The organism is Streptomyces sp. NPDC020299 (assembly GCF_044387825.1).
GTDB lineage: Bacteria > Actinomycetota > Actinomycetes > Streptomycetales > Streptomycetaceae > Streptomyces.
In genome coordinates this window covers 41854-57459 of record NZ_JBIRWL010000021.1, presented here as the reverse complement: position 1 = coordinate 57459, position 15606 = coordinate 41854, and the positions used below count along the sequence as shown (strand labels likewise).

13 protein-coding genes and 1 riboswitch are annotated in these 15606 nt (G+C 69.5%); of the genes, 4 read left to right on the top strand and 9 right to left on the bottom strand.

From position 1 onward, the window contains the following. Positions 1–5 precede the first annotated feature (5 nt). From ACH45E_RS38290 to ACH45E_RS38250, 9 genes are all read right to left on the bottom strand, one after another. A complete protein-coding gene (locus ACH45E_RS38290; protein WP_361452146.1) occupies positions 6–1397 on the bottom strand; it encodes a M1 family metallopeptidase in 1392 nt (463 codons plus the stop codon). Positions 1398–1495: 98 nt separating this feature from the next. After that, positions 1496–2929 carry a dipeptide ABC transporter ATP-binding protein gene (locus tag ACH45E_RS38285; protein WP_361452149.1) on the bottom strand — a complete coding sequence of 478 codons (1434 nt, stop codon included), beginning with the start codon at positions 2927–2929 and terminating at the stop codon, positions 1496–1498. After that, positions 2926–4017, bottom strand: a complete 1092-nt coding sequence (locus ACH45E_RS38280; RefSeq protein ID WP_361452152.1) for an ABC transporter ATP-binding protein — start codon at positions 4015–4017, stop codon at positions 2926–2928. Before ACH45E_RS38280 ends, ACH45E_RS38285 begins: the two co-directional genes overlap by 4 nt. Beyond that, positions 4014–5021 (bottom strand): ABC transporter permease, encoded by a 1008-nt coding sequence (locus tag ACH45E_RS38275; RefSeq protein ID WP_361452155.1) that lies wholly within the window; start codon positions 5019–5021, stop codon positions 4014–4016. The genes ACH45E_RS38280 and ACH45E_RS38275 overlap by 4 nt, the downstream gene beginning before the upstream one ends. 72 nt (positions 5022–5093) lie before the next feature. Further along, the gene (locus ACH45E_RS38270; RefSeq protein WP_361452158.1) at positions 5094–6869 is read right to left on the bottom strand and encodes an ABC transporter substrate-binding protein; all 1776 of its coding nucleotides are present in this window, start codon (positions 6867–6869) and stop codon (positions 5094–5096) included. A 32-nt stretch (positions 6870–6901) separates the two neighbouring features. After that, positions 6902–7900: an ABC transporter permease gene (locus tag ACH45E_RS38265; RefSeq protein ID WP_361452161.1), complete on the bottom strand. Its 999-nt coding sequence runs from the start codon at positions 7898–7900 to the stop codon at positions 6902–6904. A 340-nt stretch (positions 7901–8240) separates the two neighbouring features. Then, on the bottom strand, positions 8241–9041 hold the full coding sequence (locus ACH45E_RS38260; protein ID WP_361452164.1) for an enhanced serine sensitivity protein SseB C-terminal domain-containing protein: 801 nt from the start codon (positions 9039–9041) through the stop codon (positions 8241–8243). A 156-nt stretch (positions 9042–9197) separates the two neighbouring features. Continuing rightward, entirely contained in the window at positions 9198–9989 is a 792-nt protein-coding gene (locus ACH45E_RS38255; RefSeq protein WP_361452167.1) for an enhanced serine sensitivity protein SseB, read from the bottom strand. A 116-nt stretch (positions 9990–10105) separates the two neighbouring features. Then, positions 10106–10816: an AAA family ATPase gene (locus ACH45E_RS38250; protein WP_361452274.1), complete on the bottom strand. Its 711-nt coding sequence runs from the start codon at positions 10814–10816 to the stop codon at positions 10106–10108. Between the two features lie 173 nt (positions 10817–10989). After that, positions 10990–11088, top strand: a riboswitch (glycine riboswitch). Positions 11089–11238: 150 nt separating this feature from the next. Here ACH45E_RS38250 and gcvT point away from each other — a divergent pair. The 4 genes from gcvT (at position 11239) to ACH45E_RS38230 (ending at position 15588) form a co-directional block, all read left to right on the top strand. Further along, complete coding sequence (gene gcvT, locus ACH45E_RS38245) at positions 11239–12357, top strand: glycine cleavage system aminomethyltransferase GcvT (RefSeq protein WP_361452170.1); 1119 nt, start codon at positions 11239–11241, stop codon at positions 12355–12357. A 137-nt stretch (positions 12358–12494) separates the two neighbouring features. Beyond that, positions 12495–12872, top strand: coding sequence for a glycine cleavage system protein GcvH (gcvH, locus tag ACH45E_RS38240; protein ID WP_361452173.1), 378 nt, complete (start codon positions 12495–12497; stop codon positions 12870–12872). 14 nt (positions 12873–12886) lie between these two features. Beyond that, positions 12887–14164 (top strand): serine hydroxymethyltransferase, encoded by a 1278-nt coding sequence (gene glyA, locus ACH45E_RS38235; protein WP_361452176.1) that lies wholly within the window; start codon positions 12887–12889, stop codon positions 14162–14164. A gap of 56 nt (positions 14165–14220) precedes the next feature. Then, a complete protein-coding gene (locus ACH45E_RS38230) occupies positions 14221–15588 on the top strand; it encodes an L-serine ammonia-lyase (RefSeq protein ID WP_361452179.1) in 1368 nt (455 codons plus the stop codon). The last annotated feature ends 18 nt before the right edge of the window (positions 15589–15606 follow it).

Genomic DNA, 15606 nt, shown 5'->3' with positions numbered 1-15606 from the left:
GAGGCTCACAATGCCGGTTTCCCTGTGGTGAACAGCCAGGTCTGGAAGAGATCGTCGAGTTGCTGTCCGCTCACCTTCTCGGCGAGGCGGATGAAGTCGTCAGTGTCGGCGTTGCCGTACCGGTGCAGCTTCGTCCAGGCGGGCAGCAGCTTGAAGAACGCCTTGTCGCCGATCCGTTCCCGCAGGGCCTGGAGGGTCATCGCGCCGCGCTGGTAGACGGCCGAGGCGAACATGGTGTCGCGCTGCGGGTCGGCGACCTTGATCTGCCAGAAGGCGGAGTCGGCGGGGCGCGAGTCGTAGCCGGCCAGGAAGGAGTCGTGCGCGGAGCGGGTGCCCTGGTGCTCCGCCCACAGCCACTGGGCGTAGGTGGCGAAGCCCTCGTTCAGCCAGATGTCCTTCCACTGCGCCACGCTGACCGAGTCGCCGAACCACTGGTGGGCCAGCTCGTGCACGATCGTCGACTCGTTGCGCACGGCCGAGTAGGCGGGCTTGCTCTGCACCTCCAGGGAGAACCCGGCCTGGGGCATGTCGTCGACGATCGCACCCGTCTCCTCGAAGGGGTACGGCCCGAAGACCTGGGACCAGTAGTCCGTGGCGGCGGCGGTGACGGCGTACACGTCGACGCTGTTGCTGTTCTTCAGCACCGGGTCGATGGCGACGTAGATCGGGATGCCGGAGGGCGTCTTCCCCGTCTTCACGTCGAACTTCCCGATGGTGGCGGTCGCGAGGTAGGTCGCCATGGGCCGGTTCTCGCGCCAGTGGGTGTACGTCGAGGCGCCCTTGTCGTACGTCGAGACCAGCCGGCCGTTGGAGACGCCGGTCAGGCCCTTGGGTGCCTTGATACGGATGTCGTACGTGGCCTTGTCGGAGGGGTGGTCGCTGGACGGGAACCAGGTGGAGGCGGCGTTGGGCTCGCAGGCGACGAAGACGCCGTCGTCGGTCTTCATCCAGCCGTAGTTCGAGCCGAAGACGATGGGGCCGCCGAGGGGTTCGGGTACGCCGCCGTAGGTGACGGTGGCGGTGAAGGTCCGGCCCTTGCGCAGGGGGCTGCGCGGGGTGATCCGCAGTTCGTCGCCGTCCCGGGTGAACTGGGCCCGTCTGCCGTTCACTTCGACCCGGGTGACCTCCAGCTTCTGCAGGTCGAGGTCGAAGGAGGAGAGGCTCTGGGTGGCCCGGGCCGTGAGCGTCGTACGGCCGTCGAGGCGATCGGTGCCGGGGTCGTAGGCCACGGACAGGTCGTAGTGGCGGGCGTCGAAGCCGCCGTTGCCGAGCTGCGGGAAGTAGCTGTCGCCGATGCCGTCGGCACCCGGGGTGGGGGCGGAGGCGGCGCCGATGGCGAGAAACGAGGCCGCCGCGGTGGCGACAGCCCCTAAACGTGCCGAACGGGAGAGTGTCATGGTCGTCCCTTCGTGCATGTGCCGGTCAGTAGACGGACACGGACGACTCTGCGCTCTCCCGTTCATGCATGTACATGACTTTACCGAGTTGTCATGTGCTACTTGTCGGTTGACTCCTGAGACTCGTCCTCGGCCGACTCGTCCTCGGCCGACTCGTCCTCGGCCGGCTCGTCTTCCGCCGGCTCGTCGGAGTCGGCCTCGACAGCGGCCTTCTCGGTCGAGGTCTTCGCACCGGGGCCGGTCTTCTCGGCCGGAGCCACGGCGTCGGCAGCCGCCTCGGCGGTCGAGGCCTCCTGGTCGGCCTCGGCGGACCGGGGGGCCGGAACCTTGGCCTCGGCGGCCGGCTTCTCGGCGGGCTCCGCCGAGGCCTCCTTCGCGAGACCGCCGGAGGTCTCCGCCGCGACGGCGGCCGAGGTCTCCGCGGACTCCTCCAGCACCGCGTCCGGAACCAGCTCCGACGCCTGCTTCGCCACCGAGAGCAGCACCGTGTCCTGCGGGGCCTGGTCGGCGAAGTTCTCCGGGTGGTGGCAGGCGACCCGCTGACCGGGCCTCAGCTCCACGAGCTGCGGCTCGGTCGTCTTGCAGACCTGCGTGGCCTTCCAGCAGCGGGTGTGGAAGCGGCAGCCGCTCGGCGGGGCGATCGGGGACGGCACGTCACCCCGGAGCAGGATGCGCTCGCTCTTCGCGCCCCGGCGCTTCGGGTCCGGCACCGGCACCGCCGACATCAGCGCCTTGGTGTACGGGTGCATCGGCGCCTGGTACAGCGAGGCGCGGTCGGCGAGTTCCACGATCTTGCCGAGGTACATCACCGCGATCCGGTCCGAGACGTGCCGGACGACCGAGAGGTCGTGCGCGATGATCACGTAGGTGAGGCCGAGCTCCTGCTGGAGGTCGTCCATCAGGTTCACGACCTGCGCCTGGATCGACACGTCCAGCGCGGACACCGGCTCGTCCGCCACCACCAGCTTCGGCTTCAGGGCGAGCGCGCGGGCGATGCCGATGCGCTGGCGCTGACCGCCGGAGAACTCGTGCGGGTAGCGGTTGTAGTGCTCGGGGCTCAGGCCCACGAGCTCCAGCAGCCGCTGGACCTCCTTCTTCACACCGCCCTCGGGCTCCACGCCCTGGAGCCGGAAGGGCGCCGAGACGATGGAGCCGATGGTGTGACGGGGGTTCAGGGAGCCGTACGGGTCCTGGAAGATCATCTGGATGTCGCGGCGCAGCGGGCGCATCTGCCCGGTGTTCAGCCGCGTGATGTCCTGCCCGCCGAAGGTGATCGTGCCGCCGGTCGGGTCCTGGAGGCGGGTGATGACCCGGCCCATGGTCGACTTGCCGCAGCCCGACTCGCCCACCACGCCCAGGGTCTCGCCCTTGCGCACCTCGAAGTCGATGCCGTCGACGGCCTTCACCGCGCCGACCTGGCGCTGGAGAATGCCCTTCTTGATCGGGAAGTGCTTGGTCAGGCCCTCGACCTTGAGCAGCACCTCGCCGTCGGCGGCGCCGCTCGTCGCCCCGGTCTTCGTCGTCTCACTCACAGCTTCGGCGCAATCTCTTCGGTCCAGATCCGCGTACGGTCCTCCGCCGAGAGGTGGCAGGCGGTGAAGTGCCCGGTGCTCACCTGCTCCAGCTCGGGGCGCACCGTGCGGGTGACGTTCCCCTTGGGGATGTCCGCGTACGGGCAGCGCGGGTGGAAGGCGCAGCCCGAGGGGACGTTGATGAGGCTCGGCGGCTGGCCCTTGACCGGGATGAGCCGGTCGGAGGTCTCGCGGTCGATACGGGGCATCGAGCCGAGCAGACCCCAGGTGTACGGGTGCTGCGGCTGCTCGAAGACCTCGTCGGCCGGGCCGCGCTCCACGCACCGGCCGCCGTACATCACCAGGACGTCGTCGGCGATCTCGGCGACCACGCCGAGGTCGTGGGTGATCATGATGACCGCGGAGCCGAACTCCTTCTGGAGGTCGCGGATCAGGTCGAGGATCTGCGCCTGCACGGTCACGTCGAGGGCGGTGGTCGGTTCGTCCGCGATGAGCAGTTCGGGGTTGTTGACCAGCGCCATGGCGATCATGGCGCGCTGGCGCATACCGCCGGAGAACTCGTGCGGGTAGCCGTCGACACGCTTGGCGGGCTCGGGGATGCCGACCCGGTCGAGCATCTCGATGGCGCGCGTGCGGGCGACCTTCTTGCTGACGTCGTGGTGGACCCGGTACGCCTCGACGATCTGGTCGCCGACCTTGTAGTACGGGTGCATCGCGGACAGCGGGTCCTGGAAGATCATCGCCATCTCACGGCCGCGGAGCTTGCGCACCTCGTCCGGGGAGGCGGAGACCAGTTCCTTGCCGTCCAGCCAGATCTCGCCGGACATCCGCACGTTCTTGCCGCGCGCGCCGAGCCGGTGCAGGCCCATGATGGCCTGTGAGGTGACCGACTTGCCGGAGCCGGACTCGCCGACGACGGCGAGGGTCCGGCCCTTCTCCAGCTTGAAGCTGAGCCCGTCGACGGACTTGACCACACCGTCGTCGGTCGGGAAGTGCACCTTGAGGTCGCGGACCTCGAGGAAGACTTCGGGCGCCTTGCCGGAGGTGGGCTCCCCCACTGCGGCGCCGGTCTTGGAGAGTTCGGTCACGAGAGCCTCACCCGCGGGTCGGCGGCCGCGTAGAGCAGGTCCACCAGGAGATTTGCGATCACGACGAAGAAGGCGGCGAGCAGGGTCACGCCGAGGATGGGGGGCAGGTCGTTGTCGGTGATGCCCTCCACCGCGTACTCACCGATGCCGTGCAGCGAGAACACGGTCTCGGTGATCACCGCGCCGCCGAGCAGCAGACCGAGGTCCATGCCGAAGACGGTGATGATGGGGGTGAGCGCGGCGCGCAGTCCGTGCCGGACGACGACGTTGCGCTCGCGCAGGCCCTTGGCGCGGGCCGTGCGGATGAAGTCCTCGTTCATCGTCTCCAGCATGCCCGAGCGGGTCAGCCGCGCGTAGATGGCGGAGTACAGCAGGGCGAGCGAACACCACGCCGGGAAGAGGGTGTTGGCCCACTGTGCGGGGTTCTCGGTGAGCGGGACGTAGGTGCGGCCGAAGATCGGCCACTGGTAGGTGAAGAGCAGGATCGCCAGGTTGCCCGTGAAGAACATGGGCAGCGAGACACCGGCGAGCGCGACGCCCATGAAGGTGCGGTCGAAGACCGAGCGCGGCTTCAGCGCGGAGATGACGCCGATCACCACACCGGACAGCAGCCACATCACGGCGGCGCCCGCGGCCAGCGACAGGGTCACCGGAAGGCGGTCCACGAGCTTCGGCCAGACGGCCTCGTGGGTCTTGAAGGAGTAGCCGAAGCAGGGCGCGTTGCAGTGCACCGTGCTGGGACCGACGCTGTAGTCGGCGCCGGCCGCGATCCCCTTGATGAAGTGCCAGTACTGGACGTAGACGGGCTGGTCCAGACCGAGGTTGTGCTTGACCGCGGCGATGTCCGCCTTCGACGGGCTCTTGCCGATGTACTGCTGTGCCAGCTGGTCCGCTGTCTGACCGGCCAGTCTCGGCAGCAGGAAGAAGATGGCGAAGGTGACCGCGGAGACGACCAGCAGCAGGATCACTGCCGCTACCGTCCGACGGAGGATGTACGAGATCACGGGGACCGGCGCTGGTGCCCGCGGGCCGCTGAGCCCGCGGGCACCAATGCCTTCACCTGCCTTCCGGGGCTGCTACTTCTTCGTGGTGCCGAGGTTGAGGTAGTCGTACTGACCGCTGAAGGCCGACGTGGAGGTCACGTTGGTCGCGTACGGCGAGCGGTACAGCAGGACCTTGAAGTAGGTCAGCGGGACGATGACCGCCTGGTCCATGGTGGTCTTGTCGATCTCGGCGTACAGCTTGTTGCGGGCCGCCACGTCCGGGTTGGCGATCGCCTGGGCCAGCTTGGCGTCGACGCCCTTGTTCTCGAACTGCGACAGGTTCGTGTTGCCGGACTGGCTGATGGCCTTGCTGTTCAGGATCTGCTGGAGGAAGCCGTAGCCGGACGGCCAGTCGGCACCCCACTGCATCATCATGATGCCGACGTTGTTCTTCTCGGTGAACTTCGGCACGCCCGCGTAGTCGGTGAAGTACTTGCCCTGCGGGAACTGCTTCAGGGTGGCGTTGATGCCGACCTTCTTCAGCGAGCTGATGATCGCCGTGGCCGCGTCGACTTCCTGCTGACGGTCGGAGCGGGCCGTGATGTTGGTCGAGATCGACGTCTTGCCGCAGGCCTTCAGGTGCTCCTTGGCCTTGGCGACGTCGCCCTTGTTGCCGGGCGTCGCGTAGACGTCGGCCTTCTCGTAGCCGGTGATGTCCGGCGGGAGCACGGTGGTGGCGACGTCACCGCGGATCGGGCCGCCCTCGGCGGTCTGCACGGAGACCTTGTCGATGGCGTACTGGACGGCCTTGCGGCACTCGACGTTGTCGAACGGCTTGACCTTGGTGTTGAGCGCCGCGTAGACGAGGCGGCCACCGTAGGCGTTGTCGGTGCTGGCCTTGCCGTCCGCGGAGTTGAGCAGGCTGGCCTGGGTGGAGGCGCCGACACCGATACCGGTGAGCTCCGCCGTGGCGTCGCCGGACTGGACGTCCTTGTCGATCGTCTCGGCGTTGACCTTCAGGTTGACGACGATCTTGTCCGGGTACTGCTTGCGCAGCGGGTCGGTCTTCGCGTCCCAGTTCTTGTTGCGGACCAGGACGACCTGCTTGCCCTCCTGGTAGCTCTGGAACTGGTAGGAGCCGGAGGACACGATGTGCTTGACGTAGTCGACGCCGTCGTCCTTGGCCTGCGGCACCGGAGCCGTCTGCGGGGCCGCGACCAGGTAGTCGAACTCCTGGAAGGAACGGTTCAGGTGGAAGACGATCGTGGTGTCGTCCGGCGTCTCGATCGAGGACAGGCCCTTGGCGCTCTTGTCCTTGTACGGACCCTTGTACTTGTCGCCGTCCTTCATGAACTGCTGGAAGTAGTTCGGGCCGAGCGAGAGCACGTCACGCGCGAAGTTGGACCGCTCGACGGCGTACTTGACGTCCTTCGAGGTGATCGGCGTGCCGTCCTGGTACTTCAGGCCCGAACGCAGCTTGTACGTCCAGGTCTTGCCGCCGTCGCTCGAGACACCCTTGCTCGCGGCGAGGTCCGGGACGAGGGTGTTGCCCTTCTCGCCGGGGCCGGGAGCGAACGTCATCAGCGGGCGCGCCCAGAGCCGGCTGAGGTTGTACATGTACGCGTAGTACGTGTTGCCCGGGTCGAACGAGTCCGGCACGTCCGACATCTCGTAGGTGACCGTGCCACCCTTCTTGGTGGACGCGTTGACGACACCCGTGGTCGCCTTGTTGGCACCGGCCGCCTTCGGTGTGCCGCCGTCCTTGTTGTCATCGGCCTTGCTGCAACCTGCAACGAGCAGGCTGGCGGAGCCGATGGCCGCAATCGCGGCCAGTGCTGACCTTCGCATGATGGTCTGCTTCCCCTCCATGATCGGAAACTTGATGGGCTCTCGGGAGCTGCCTAGCGGCTGCGGGGGTCGAGAGCGTCGCGGAGACCGTCGCCGAGCAGATTGAACGCGAGGACGGTGATGAAGATGGCGAGTCCGGGGACGATCATGTACTGGGGATCGACCTGGTAGTACGTGACGGCTTCCCGGAGCATGCCGCCCCAGGACGCCTGCGGGGGCTGGATGCCGACGCCGAGGAAGCTCAGGGACGCCTCGAAGAGGATGTTGGTCGGGATGAGCAGCGTCGAGTAGACGATGATCGGGCCGACCAGGTTCGGCATCAGCTCGCGGAAGAGGATGTACGGGCCCTTGGCGCCCATGCCGCGGGCGGCGTCCACGAACTCCCGCTCACGCAGGGCGAGGGTCTGGCCTCGCACGATCCGGCCCAGGTAGGGCCAGTTGAAGAAGCCGATGACGAAGATGAGCACGCTCAGGTGGAGCGGCAGTCCGTTGAGGCCGAACGCGCCGCCCTGGAGGGTGGCGGAGATGGCGATGGCGAAGAGCAGGAGGGGGAAGGCGAGGAAGGTGTCCATCAGCCGGCTGATGACCGAGTCGACCCGTCCGCCGTAGAAGCCGGCGACGACACCCATGATGGCGCCGATCACGTTCGACAGGATCGTGGCGCCGAAGGCGACCACCAGCGACACCCAGGAGCCCTCCAGGATGCGGGTGGCGATGTCACGGCCGAACTTCGGGTCGACGCCCAGCGGGTGATCGGCGCTCATGCCGCCCATGCCGCCCTTGGGCAGCGAGGTGTTGGCGTCGATCAGGTCCTGGTGGAAGGCGTTGGGGTCGAGACCGAACATCGCCTGGATCGGGCGCGAGAGGATCGCGACGAGGATCAGCAGGATCACGATGACGCCGCCGACCACGGCGACTCTGTCCTTCTTGAACCGGGTCCAGGCGATCTGCCCCAGGGAACGGCCCTCGATCTGCCCCTTACCGGCACCCGCGAGCACAGCTTCCGGCTGTGCCTCGGCTGCCGCCCCGGTGGTCTCGATCGGTGCGGTCACAGTGACCTGACCCCTCTCGCCGGTGGTGACCGGCCTGCGCCTGCCGCGGATTGCGGCTTTGTCGACTTGCACTCGGACATGCGGCCTTCGACCGCGTGTCCGCGTCGCGAGTCTTCAGCTTCGTCGCGATCACCCGCCAGAGCTGACGGGGAAAGTATGCGCAACCGTGATGCTGTGCGGAGGATTCCGTTATCCGAACAGCGGGTAACAACCCCCGGACGCATGCCAGTTGGTGCAAAAGGGGTATTCCCGGCACTTCGGCGGTTTCGGCGGTGATCTACGCGCGAAGAAGTGCGCCTGGTGTGCGTAAGCCATGTGCGGGCCGTGAAGCCCGATTTGCTCAGTAACCACCCTGCGCCGGCGGGTAACCGTACCCGGCGGCGGGTGCCGTGGGCGGGGCGGGGGCGTGCGCCTCACGGTCGTAGAAGGGGCGGGCGTTGGCCCGCATCCACATGACGACGGGGTCGTACTCGTCGGACATCACGACCGTCGACACCGGCAGCCCGTCCGGGACCGCCCCGACGGACTGCTGCATCATCGCGCGCACCGAGTCCACGGCGGCCGGCGAGGCGTCGTACACGTCCAGACCGATGGCGAGGTACGGCGCCCCGAGCGCGGGCTGCACCCAGGCGCGGCGCAGCGCGCGGACGGCCTGGGTGCGGTGGGCGTTCTGCGCGAGCAGGGCGTAGAACTGCGGGACCTCGACGCCGGGTTCGGACAGGCTCAGCGGGCCGGCGGGCTGGCGGTCCAGGCCGGTGGCGATCCGGCGCAGGTCGAGCCAGGGGATGCCGACGCCGCCGCCCTGGGCGTGCGGGTTGAGCCAGAGGCCGAACTTGTCCGGGTAGAGGGTGCGGGCCACGTCGACCGCGTCGACCACCTCGTACGAGCGGTTCCAGCCGCTGGCCGACAGCTCCTGGGCGGAGGTGACGCAGGGCGCGTAGCCGAAGTCGTCCACCTCCATGTTCCCGTACTGGGCGTCGGGGGAACCGGCCTGGCCGTGCCACAGGAGCATCCAGATCTGGCCGGAGGCGGGGGTCGCGAGCGCCCTGAGGAGTGCCTCGTAGGCGTCGTAACGCCCGGGCGTCACCTGGCGCAGCATGTGCTCGACCTGTCCGGTCGCAGCGGTGCCGCTCGCGCTCACCTGTTACCGCCCCTTCGAGAAGTCGCCCCGCGTCTGGAAACAGCTTAAGCGCCTGCGAGCGCGCGGCTCGGTGTCCGTCGGCGAGTGCGGGTTGTGTGTGGCTTGTCGCTCCGGGCCGTGTGCCGTCACGGCCCCGCGCCCCTCGGGGAGGGCGCTTCAGTTGCCGTGCTGGTAGAAGGGCCGGACGGTCGTCCTCAGCCAGTCGGCCACCGGGTCGTCGGTCACGTCCAGCAGGACCAGGTTGACCGGCCACCGCACCGGGACCGCGCCCAGAGCCCTGCCCAGGGCGTCCAGGGGCAGGGCCCGCAGGTCGCCCTCCCACTGGGAGAGTTCGACGCCTATGAACATGACCGGGTCGTCCGTCTCGATGGCGGCCAGGCAGCGGCGGGCGGTGCGGACGACGCCGGTCAGCTCGAACTCGGCGGAGGCGGCGGCGAGGAAGTCCACCGGGTCCTCCTGCCAGTCGGGTTCGAAGAGGCGGACACGGCCACCGCTCGCGGGCCCGTCGAGCGGGGTACGGCCCGCCCGGCACAGCTCGGCCACGGCCTGCGGCGGGAGCGGGACGCCGACCATGCCGTCCGGGTTGACGACGATGCCGACCTGCGGGGGCAGGCCGCGGGCGAACTCCACGGCCGGGGCGACGGTGTACCCGATGTGGGAACCGACGACCTGGCGGAACTGCTCCTCGGAGCTGAACACCGGCACGTACGCCTGGCCGCCGATCTCCATGGTGGGCAGGTCGAGCGGCCCGCTGCCAGGGCCGCCGCCGTTGGGCAGCGGGACCCACACGTAGCTCCGGCCCAGCACCTCGATGATCCGGCCGCCGGCCGAGGGGATGCCGAACGACGCCGACAGCACCTCCTCCAGCTCGTTGCCGGGCCAACCGCTGTGCGGGTGGGTGTGCGCCTGTGCCGGGAAGTCCGCGGGAAAGTCCGCCGGGAAGTCCATCTGCCTACCGCCTGCTGGGACCAACTGTTGAGGCTGAAAGGCTAGCGGGTACCTGTGCGCGTACAGGCGGGTCTCCTCAGCTCTTCTCAGCGCTCCGCGGCTCTCCGCGGCTCTTCTCAGCTCGCGAAGCCGATCCGGTGCAGTACGTCCGCCGCGTCCCGGTCGAGCAGGACCGCCGAGCCGCAGCCCTGGGGCAGTTCGCCCCGCTCCACCTCGCGCAGCAGCCGGGCGGCCGCCCTGCGGTGGCGCAGGAAGGCGTACCGGGAGACGCCCCGGCCGCGCTCGCGCTGGCCCTCCCGGGCCGTGGCGGGCGGGACGTCGAGGAGCAGCAGGTGCAGCGTGCCGCCCCGGCGGCGGGCCGCGCGGGCCAGCCAGTCGCGCACCCAGGCCTGCGTACCGCAGTCGTGCACGACGACCCCCTCGCCGGAGCGCAGGGCGCGGCGCAGTCCGGCGTAGTGGGCGAGGCGGACCAGGGGGCGGTACACCGCGTACGGCAGGAAGCCGGGCAGGCGGCGCGCCCAGCGGTCGCGGGCGTCCTGGGAGTCGATGCGCGGGCCCTGGACCGCGCGGTGCATCAGCGTCGACTTGCCGCTGCCGGGCAGGCCGGTGACCACCACCAGGTCACGGGGGCCGAAGAGCAGGCCGCGCGGACTGCGCCCCGCGCGGTCCCGCAGATCGCGGACGACCGGTGCCATGGGGGTCCCCCCGCGCGAGCGCAGCCGAGCGTGGGGGAACTCGTCGCACCGCTCGCGGGCCGGGGCCGTCGGCTGCTGGGGCAGGGCGACGGCCGTCGTCGTCGCGTATGCCGTGGTCCTTGTCACCGTGATCGTCCTCCCTGGGGGTTCAGGAAAGGTTCTCCCCTCCGAATGTAAAGAGAAGGTAATGCACGATGTCCAGCGGTTCCGTCCGCTCCGTGCCACAGGCCAGTCACAAAAGACGAGTGGGTCAAGGAGAGGGGGCGGCATGCGATGATGTGCGCGCCAACTGCATACCGGCCGTTTGAATCCGCGCGGGAGAGTCCCCGGCACCGATGGTGCGGGGCGCCGAAGGAGCAAGTCCCTCCCTTGAATCTCTCAGGCCCCGTTACCGCGCGGGCGAGGCACATCTGAAAAGCGGGTCGCTGTGTCAGCGGCCCCACCCAAGGTGCAAGCCATGATCACGCCCTGTGGTCAGGGCGAACCTCTCAGGTTCCGATGACAGATGGGGAGGAACGACCTCGCCTGTCATGCCTTTGGGAGACGACCGACCGATGAGCAGTACCGAACTCCGCCGTACCGCGCTGGATGCCCTGCATCGCTCGCTCGGCGCGACCATGACCGACTTCGCCGGCTGGGACATGCCCCTGCGCTACGGCTCCGAGCGCGACGAGCACCTCGCCGTGCGCACCAGGGCCGGGCTGTTCGACCTCTCCCACATGGGCGAGATCACCGTGACCGGCCCGCAGGCCGCCGAGCTGCTGAACCACGCCCTGGTCGGGAACATCGCCTCGGTCGGTGTCGGGCGCGCCCGCTACACCATGATCTGCCGGGCCGACGGCGGCATCCTGGACGACCTGATCGTCTACCGGCTGGCCGAGGCCACCTACATGGTCGTGGCCAACGCCTCCAACGCCCAGGTGGTCCTCGACGCGCTCGTCGAGCGGTCCGCCGGCTTCGACGCCGAGGTCCGGGACGACCGGGACGCCTACGCCCTGATCGCCGTCCAGGGCCCGGAGTCCCCCGGCATCCTGAAGTCCCTCACCGACGCCGACCTCGACGGCCTGAAGTACTACGCGGGCCTGCCCGGTACCGTCGCCGGCGTCCCGGCGCTCATCGCGCGCACCGGCTACACCGGCGAGGACGGCTTCGAGCTCTTCGTGAAGCCCGAGCACGCCGTCGAGCTGTGGCAGGCACTGAGCAAGGCCGGCGAGGGCGCCGGGCTTGTGCCCTGCGGCCTGTCCTGCCGGGACACGCTCCGCCTGGAGGCGGGCATGCCGCTGTACGGGCACGAGCTCACCACCTCGCTCACCCCCTTCGACGCCGGGCTCGGCCGGGTGGTGAAGTTCGAGAAGGAGGGCGACTTCGTGGGCCGCGAGGCTCTGGCCGAGGCGGCCGCGCGCGCCGAGCAGAACCCGCCGCGCGTCCTGGTCGGCCTGGTCGCCGAGGGCCGCCGGGTCCCGCGCGCCGGGTACGCGGTCGTCGTCGGCGGCACGGTGATCGGCGAGGTCACCTCCGGCGCGCCCTCGCCGACGCTGGGCAAGCCGATCGCCATGGCGTACGTCGACGCGGCACACGCGGCGCCGGGCACGCCGGGTGTCGGCGTGGACATCCGGGGCAGCCACGAACCGTACGAAGTCGTCGCGCTGCCGTTCTACAAGCGGCAGAAGTAGCCGAAGCAGACACTGGGCGCGGGTCCCGGCGTCCGGATGTGACCCCGCACACCTTCCCGCTGAGCACACGCGTTCATTGCGGTCCCTCGCAGTCCCCCCTTCATCAGCGCTCCCGCGCGTACAGGAGAATTCAGGCCATGAGCAACCCCCAGCAGCTGCGCTACAGCAAGGAGCACGAGTGGCTGTCGGCCGCCGAGGACGGCGTCTCGACGGTCGGCATCACCGAGTTCGCGGCCAACGCGCTCGGCGATGTCGTCTACGCCCAGCTCCCCGACGTCGGCTCCACCGTGACCGCGGGTGAGACCTGCGGCGAGCTGGAGTCGACCAAGTCGGTGTCCGACCTGTACTCGCCGGTCACCGGCGAGGTCACCGAGACCAACGAGGACGTCGTCAACGACCCGTCGCTGGTGAACTCCGCCCCCTTCGAGGGTGGCTGGCTGTTCAAGGTCCGTATCACGGAGGAGCCGGCCGACCTGCTCTCCGCCGACGAGTACGTCGCCCACACCGCCGGCTGAGGAGTCGTAGCCGAATGTCCGTCCTGAACACGTCCCTGCACGAGCTCGACCCGGAGATCGCCGCCGCGGTCGACGCCGAGCTCGAGCGCCAGCAGTCCACCCTCGAGATGATCGCCTCGGAGAACTTCGCGCCGCTCGCGGTGATGGAGGCGCAGGGCTCGGTCCTCACCAACAAGTACGCCGAGGGCTACCCGGGCCGCCGCTACTACGGCGGCTGCGAGCACGTCGACGTCGCCGAGCAGATCGCCATCGACCGGATCAAGGAGCTGTTCGGCGCGGAGTACGCCAACGTGCAGCCCCACTCCGGTGCCTCCGCCAACCAGGCCGCCCTGTTCGCGCTGGCCCAGCCCGGCGACACCATCCTCGGCCTGGACCTGGCCCACGGCGGCCACCTGACCCACGGCATGCGGCTGAACTTCTCCGGCAAGCAGTTCGACGTGGTCGCCTACCACGTCGACGACTCCGGCCTGGTCGACATGGCCGAGGTCGAGCGGCTGGCCAAGGAGCACCGGCCGAAGGTGATCATCGCGGGCTGGTCGGCGTACCCGCGGCAGCTGGACTTCGCCGAGTTCCGCCGGATCGCCGACGAGGCCGGGTCGTACCTGTGGGTCGACATGGCGCACTTCGCGGGCCTGGTCGCCGCCGGTCTCCACCCGAACCCGGTCCCGTACGCGGACGTGGTCACCTCCACCACCCACAAGACCCTCGGCGGCCCGCGCGGCGGCATCATCCTGGCGAAGAAGGAGTTCGCGAAGAAGCTGAACTCCTCCGTCTTCCCGGGCTTCCAGGGCGGCCCGCTGGAGCACGTGATCGCGGCCAAGGCGGTCTCCTTCAAGGTCGCGGCGAGCGAGGACTTCAAGGAGCGCCAGCGTCGTACGGTGGAGGGTGCGCGCATCCTCGCCGAGCGGCTGACGGCGGCGGACGCCCGTGAGGCCGGGGTGAACGTCCTCTCCGGCGGTACGGACGTCCACCTGGTCCTCGTCGACCTGCGCGAGTCCGAGCTGGACGGGCAGCAGGCCGAGGACCGCCTCCACGAGGTCGGCATCACGGTCAACCGCAACGCCGTCCCGAACGACCCGCGCCCGCCGATGGTCACCTCGGGTCTGCGGATCGGTACGCCGGCCCTGGCGACCCGCGGCTTCACGGCCGAGGACTTCGCCGAGGTCGCGGACGTGATCGCCCAGACGCTGAAGGCGCCTTCTCCCTTTGGGGCGGCCGACGCCAAGGCGCTGAAGGCCCGGGTCGAGGCGCTTGCCGACAAGCACCCGCTTTACCCCGGTCTGAACAAGTAGTTCCCTGGTGGGGGCACCCGACGGCGTGTGCCCCCGCCCTTTTCCAAGGAGTTCCCGTGGCCATCTCGGTCTTCGACCTGTTCTCGATCGGCATCGGCCCGTCGAGCTCCCACACCGTCGGCCCGATGCGCGCGGCCCGTCTGTTCGCCCTGCGCCTGCGCAACGAGGGGCTGCTGGAGTCCGTCGCGTCCATACGCTCCGAGCTGTACGGCTCCCTCGGCGCGACCGGCCACGGCCACGGCACCCCGAAGGCGGTGCTGCTCGGCCTGGAGGGCGCCTCGCCGCGCACGGTGGATGTCGAGACGGCCGATGAGCGGGTGGAGGACATCAAGCGGTCGGGCCGGCTGAACCTCCTCGGCGAGCACGACATCGCGTTCTCCTTCGACGACGACCTCGTCCTGCACCGCCGCAAGGCCCTCCCCTACCACGCCAACGGCATGACCCTGTGGGCGTACGACGCGCAGGGCGCCGAAGTGCTGGCCAAGACGTACTACTCGGTCGGCGGCGGTTTCGTGGTCGACGAGGACGCGGTCGGCGCGGACCGCATCAAGCTCGACGACACGGTGCTGAAGTACCCCTTCCGCACCGGCGACGAGCTGCTCCGCCTGACGAGCGAGACCGGCCTGTCGATCTCCGCCCTGATGCTGGAGAACGAGCGCGCCTGGCGCACCGAGGAGGAGATCCGCGAGGGCCTGCTCGACATCTGGCGGGTGATGCAGGCCTGTGTGGCGCGCGGCATGTCCCGCGAGGGCATCCTGCCGGGCGGCCTGAGGGTACGGCGCCGGGCCGCCGTCTCCGCCCGGCAACTGCGCGCCGAGGGCGAACCGCTGGCCCGCGCGATGGAGTGGATCACGCTCTACGCGATGGCCGTGAACGAGGAGAACGCGGCCGGGGGCCGGGTGGTCACCGCCCCGACGAACGGAGCGGCCGGCATCATCCCGGCCGTCCTGCACTACTACGTCAACTTCGTCCCCGGTGCCGACGAGGAGGGCGTGGTCCGCTTCCTGCTCGCCGCGGGCGCCATCGGCATGCTCTTCAAGGAGAACGCCTCGATCTCCGGCGCCGAGGTCGGCTGCCAGGGCGAGGTCGGCTCCGCCTGCTCCATGGCGGCCGGCGCCCTCGCCGAGGTCCTCGGCGGCAGCCCCGAGCAGGTGGAGAACGCCGCCGAGATCGGCATGGAGCACAACCTCGGCCTGACCTGCGACCCCGTAGGCGGCCTGGTGCAGATCCCGTGCATCGAGCGCAACGGCATGGCCGCGGTCAAGGCGGTCACGGCCGCCCGCATGGCGATGCGCGGCGACGGCTCCCACAAGGTGTCCCTGGACAAGGTCATCAAGACCATGAAGGACACCGGCGCCGACATGTCCGTCAAGTACAAGGAGACGGCCCGGGGCGGGCTGGCGGTGAACATCATCGAGTGCTGAAGGCTCATCGCCGAGGTC

Bases quoted from the DNA above. Each gene is read 5' to 3' on its own strand.
- ACH45E_RS38270 (WP_361452158.1), bottom strand. From the start codon at position 6,869: ATGGAGGGGAAGCAGACCATCATGCGAAGGTCAGCACTGGCCGCGATT.
- gcvT (WP_361452170.1), top strand. From the start codon at position 11,239: ATGAGCAGTACCGAACTCCGCCGTACCGCGCTGGATGCCCTGCATCGC.
- glyA (WP_361452176.1), top strand. From the start codon at position 12,887: ATGTCCGTCCTGAACACGTCCCTGCACGAGCTCGACCCGGAGATCGCC.
- ACH45E_RS38290 (WP_361452146.1), bottom strand. From the start codon at position 1,397: ATGACACTCTCCCGTTCGGCACGTTTAGGGGCTGTCGCCACCGCGGCG.
- ACH45E_RS38255 (WP_361452167.1), bottom strand. From the start codon at position 9,989: ATGGACTTCCCGGCGGACTTTCCCGCGGACTTCCCGGCACAGGCGCAC.
- gcvH (WP_361452173.1), top strand. From the start codon at position 12,495: ATGAGCAACCCCCAGCAGCTGCGCTACAGCAAGGAGCACGAGTGGCTG.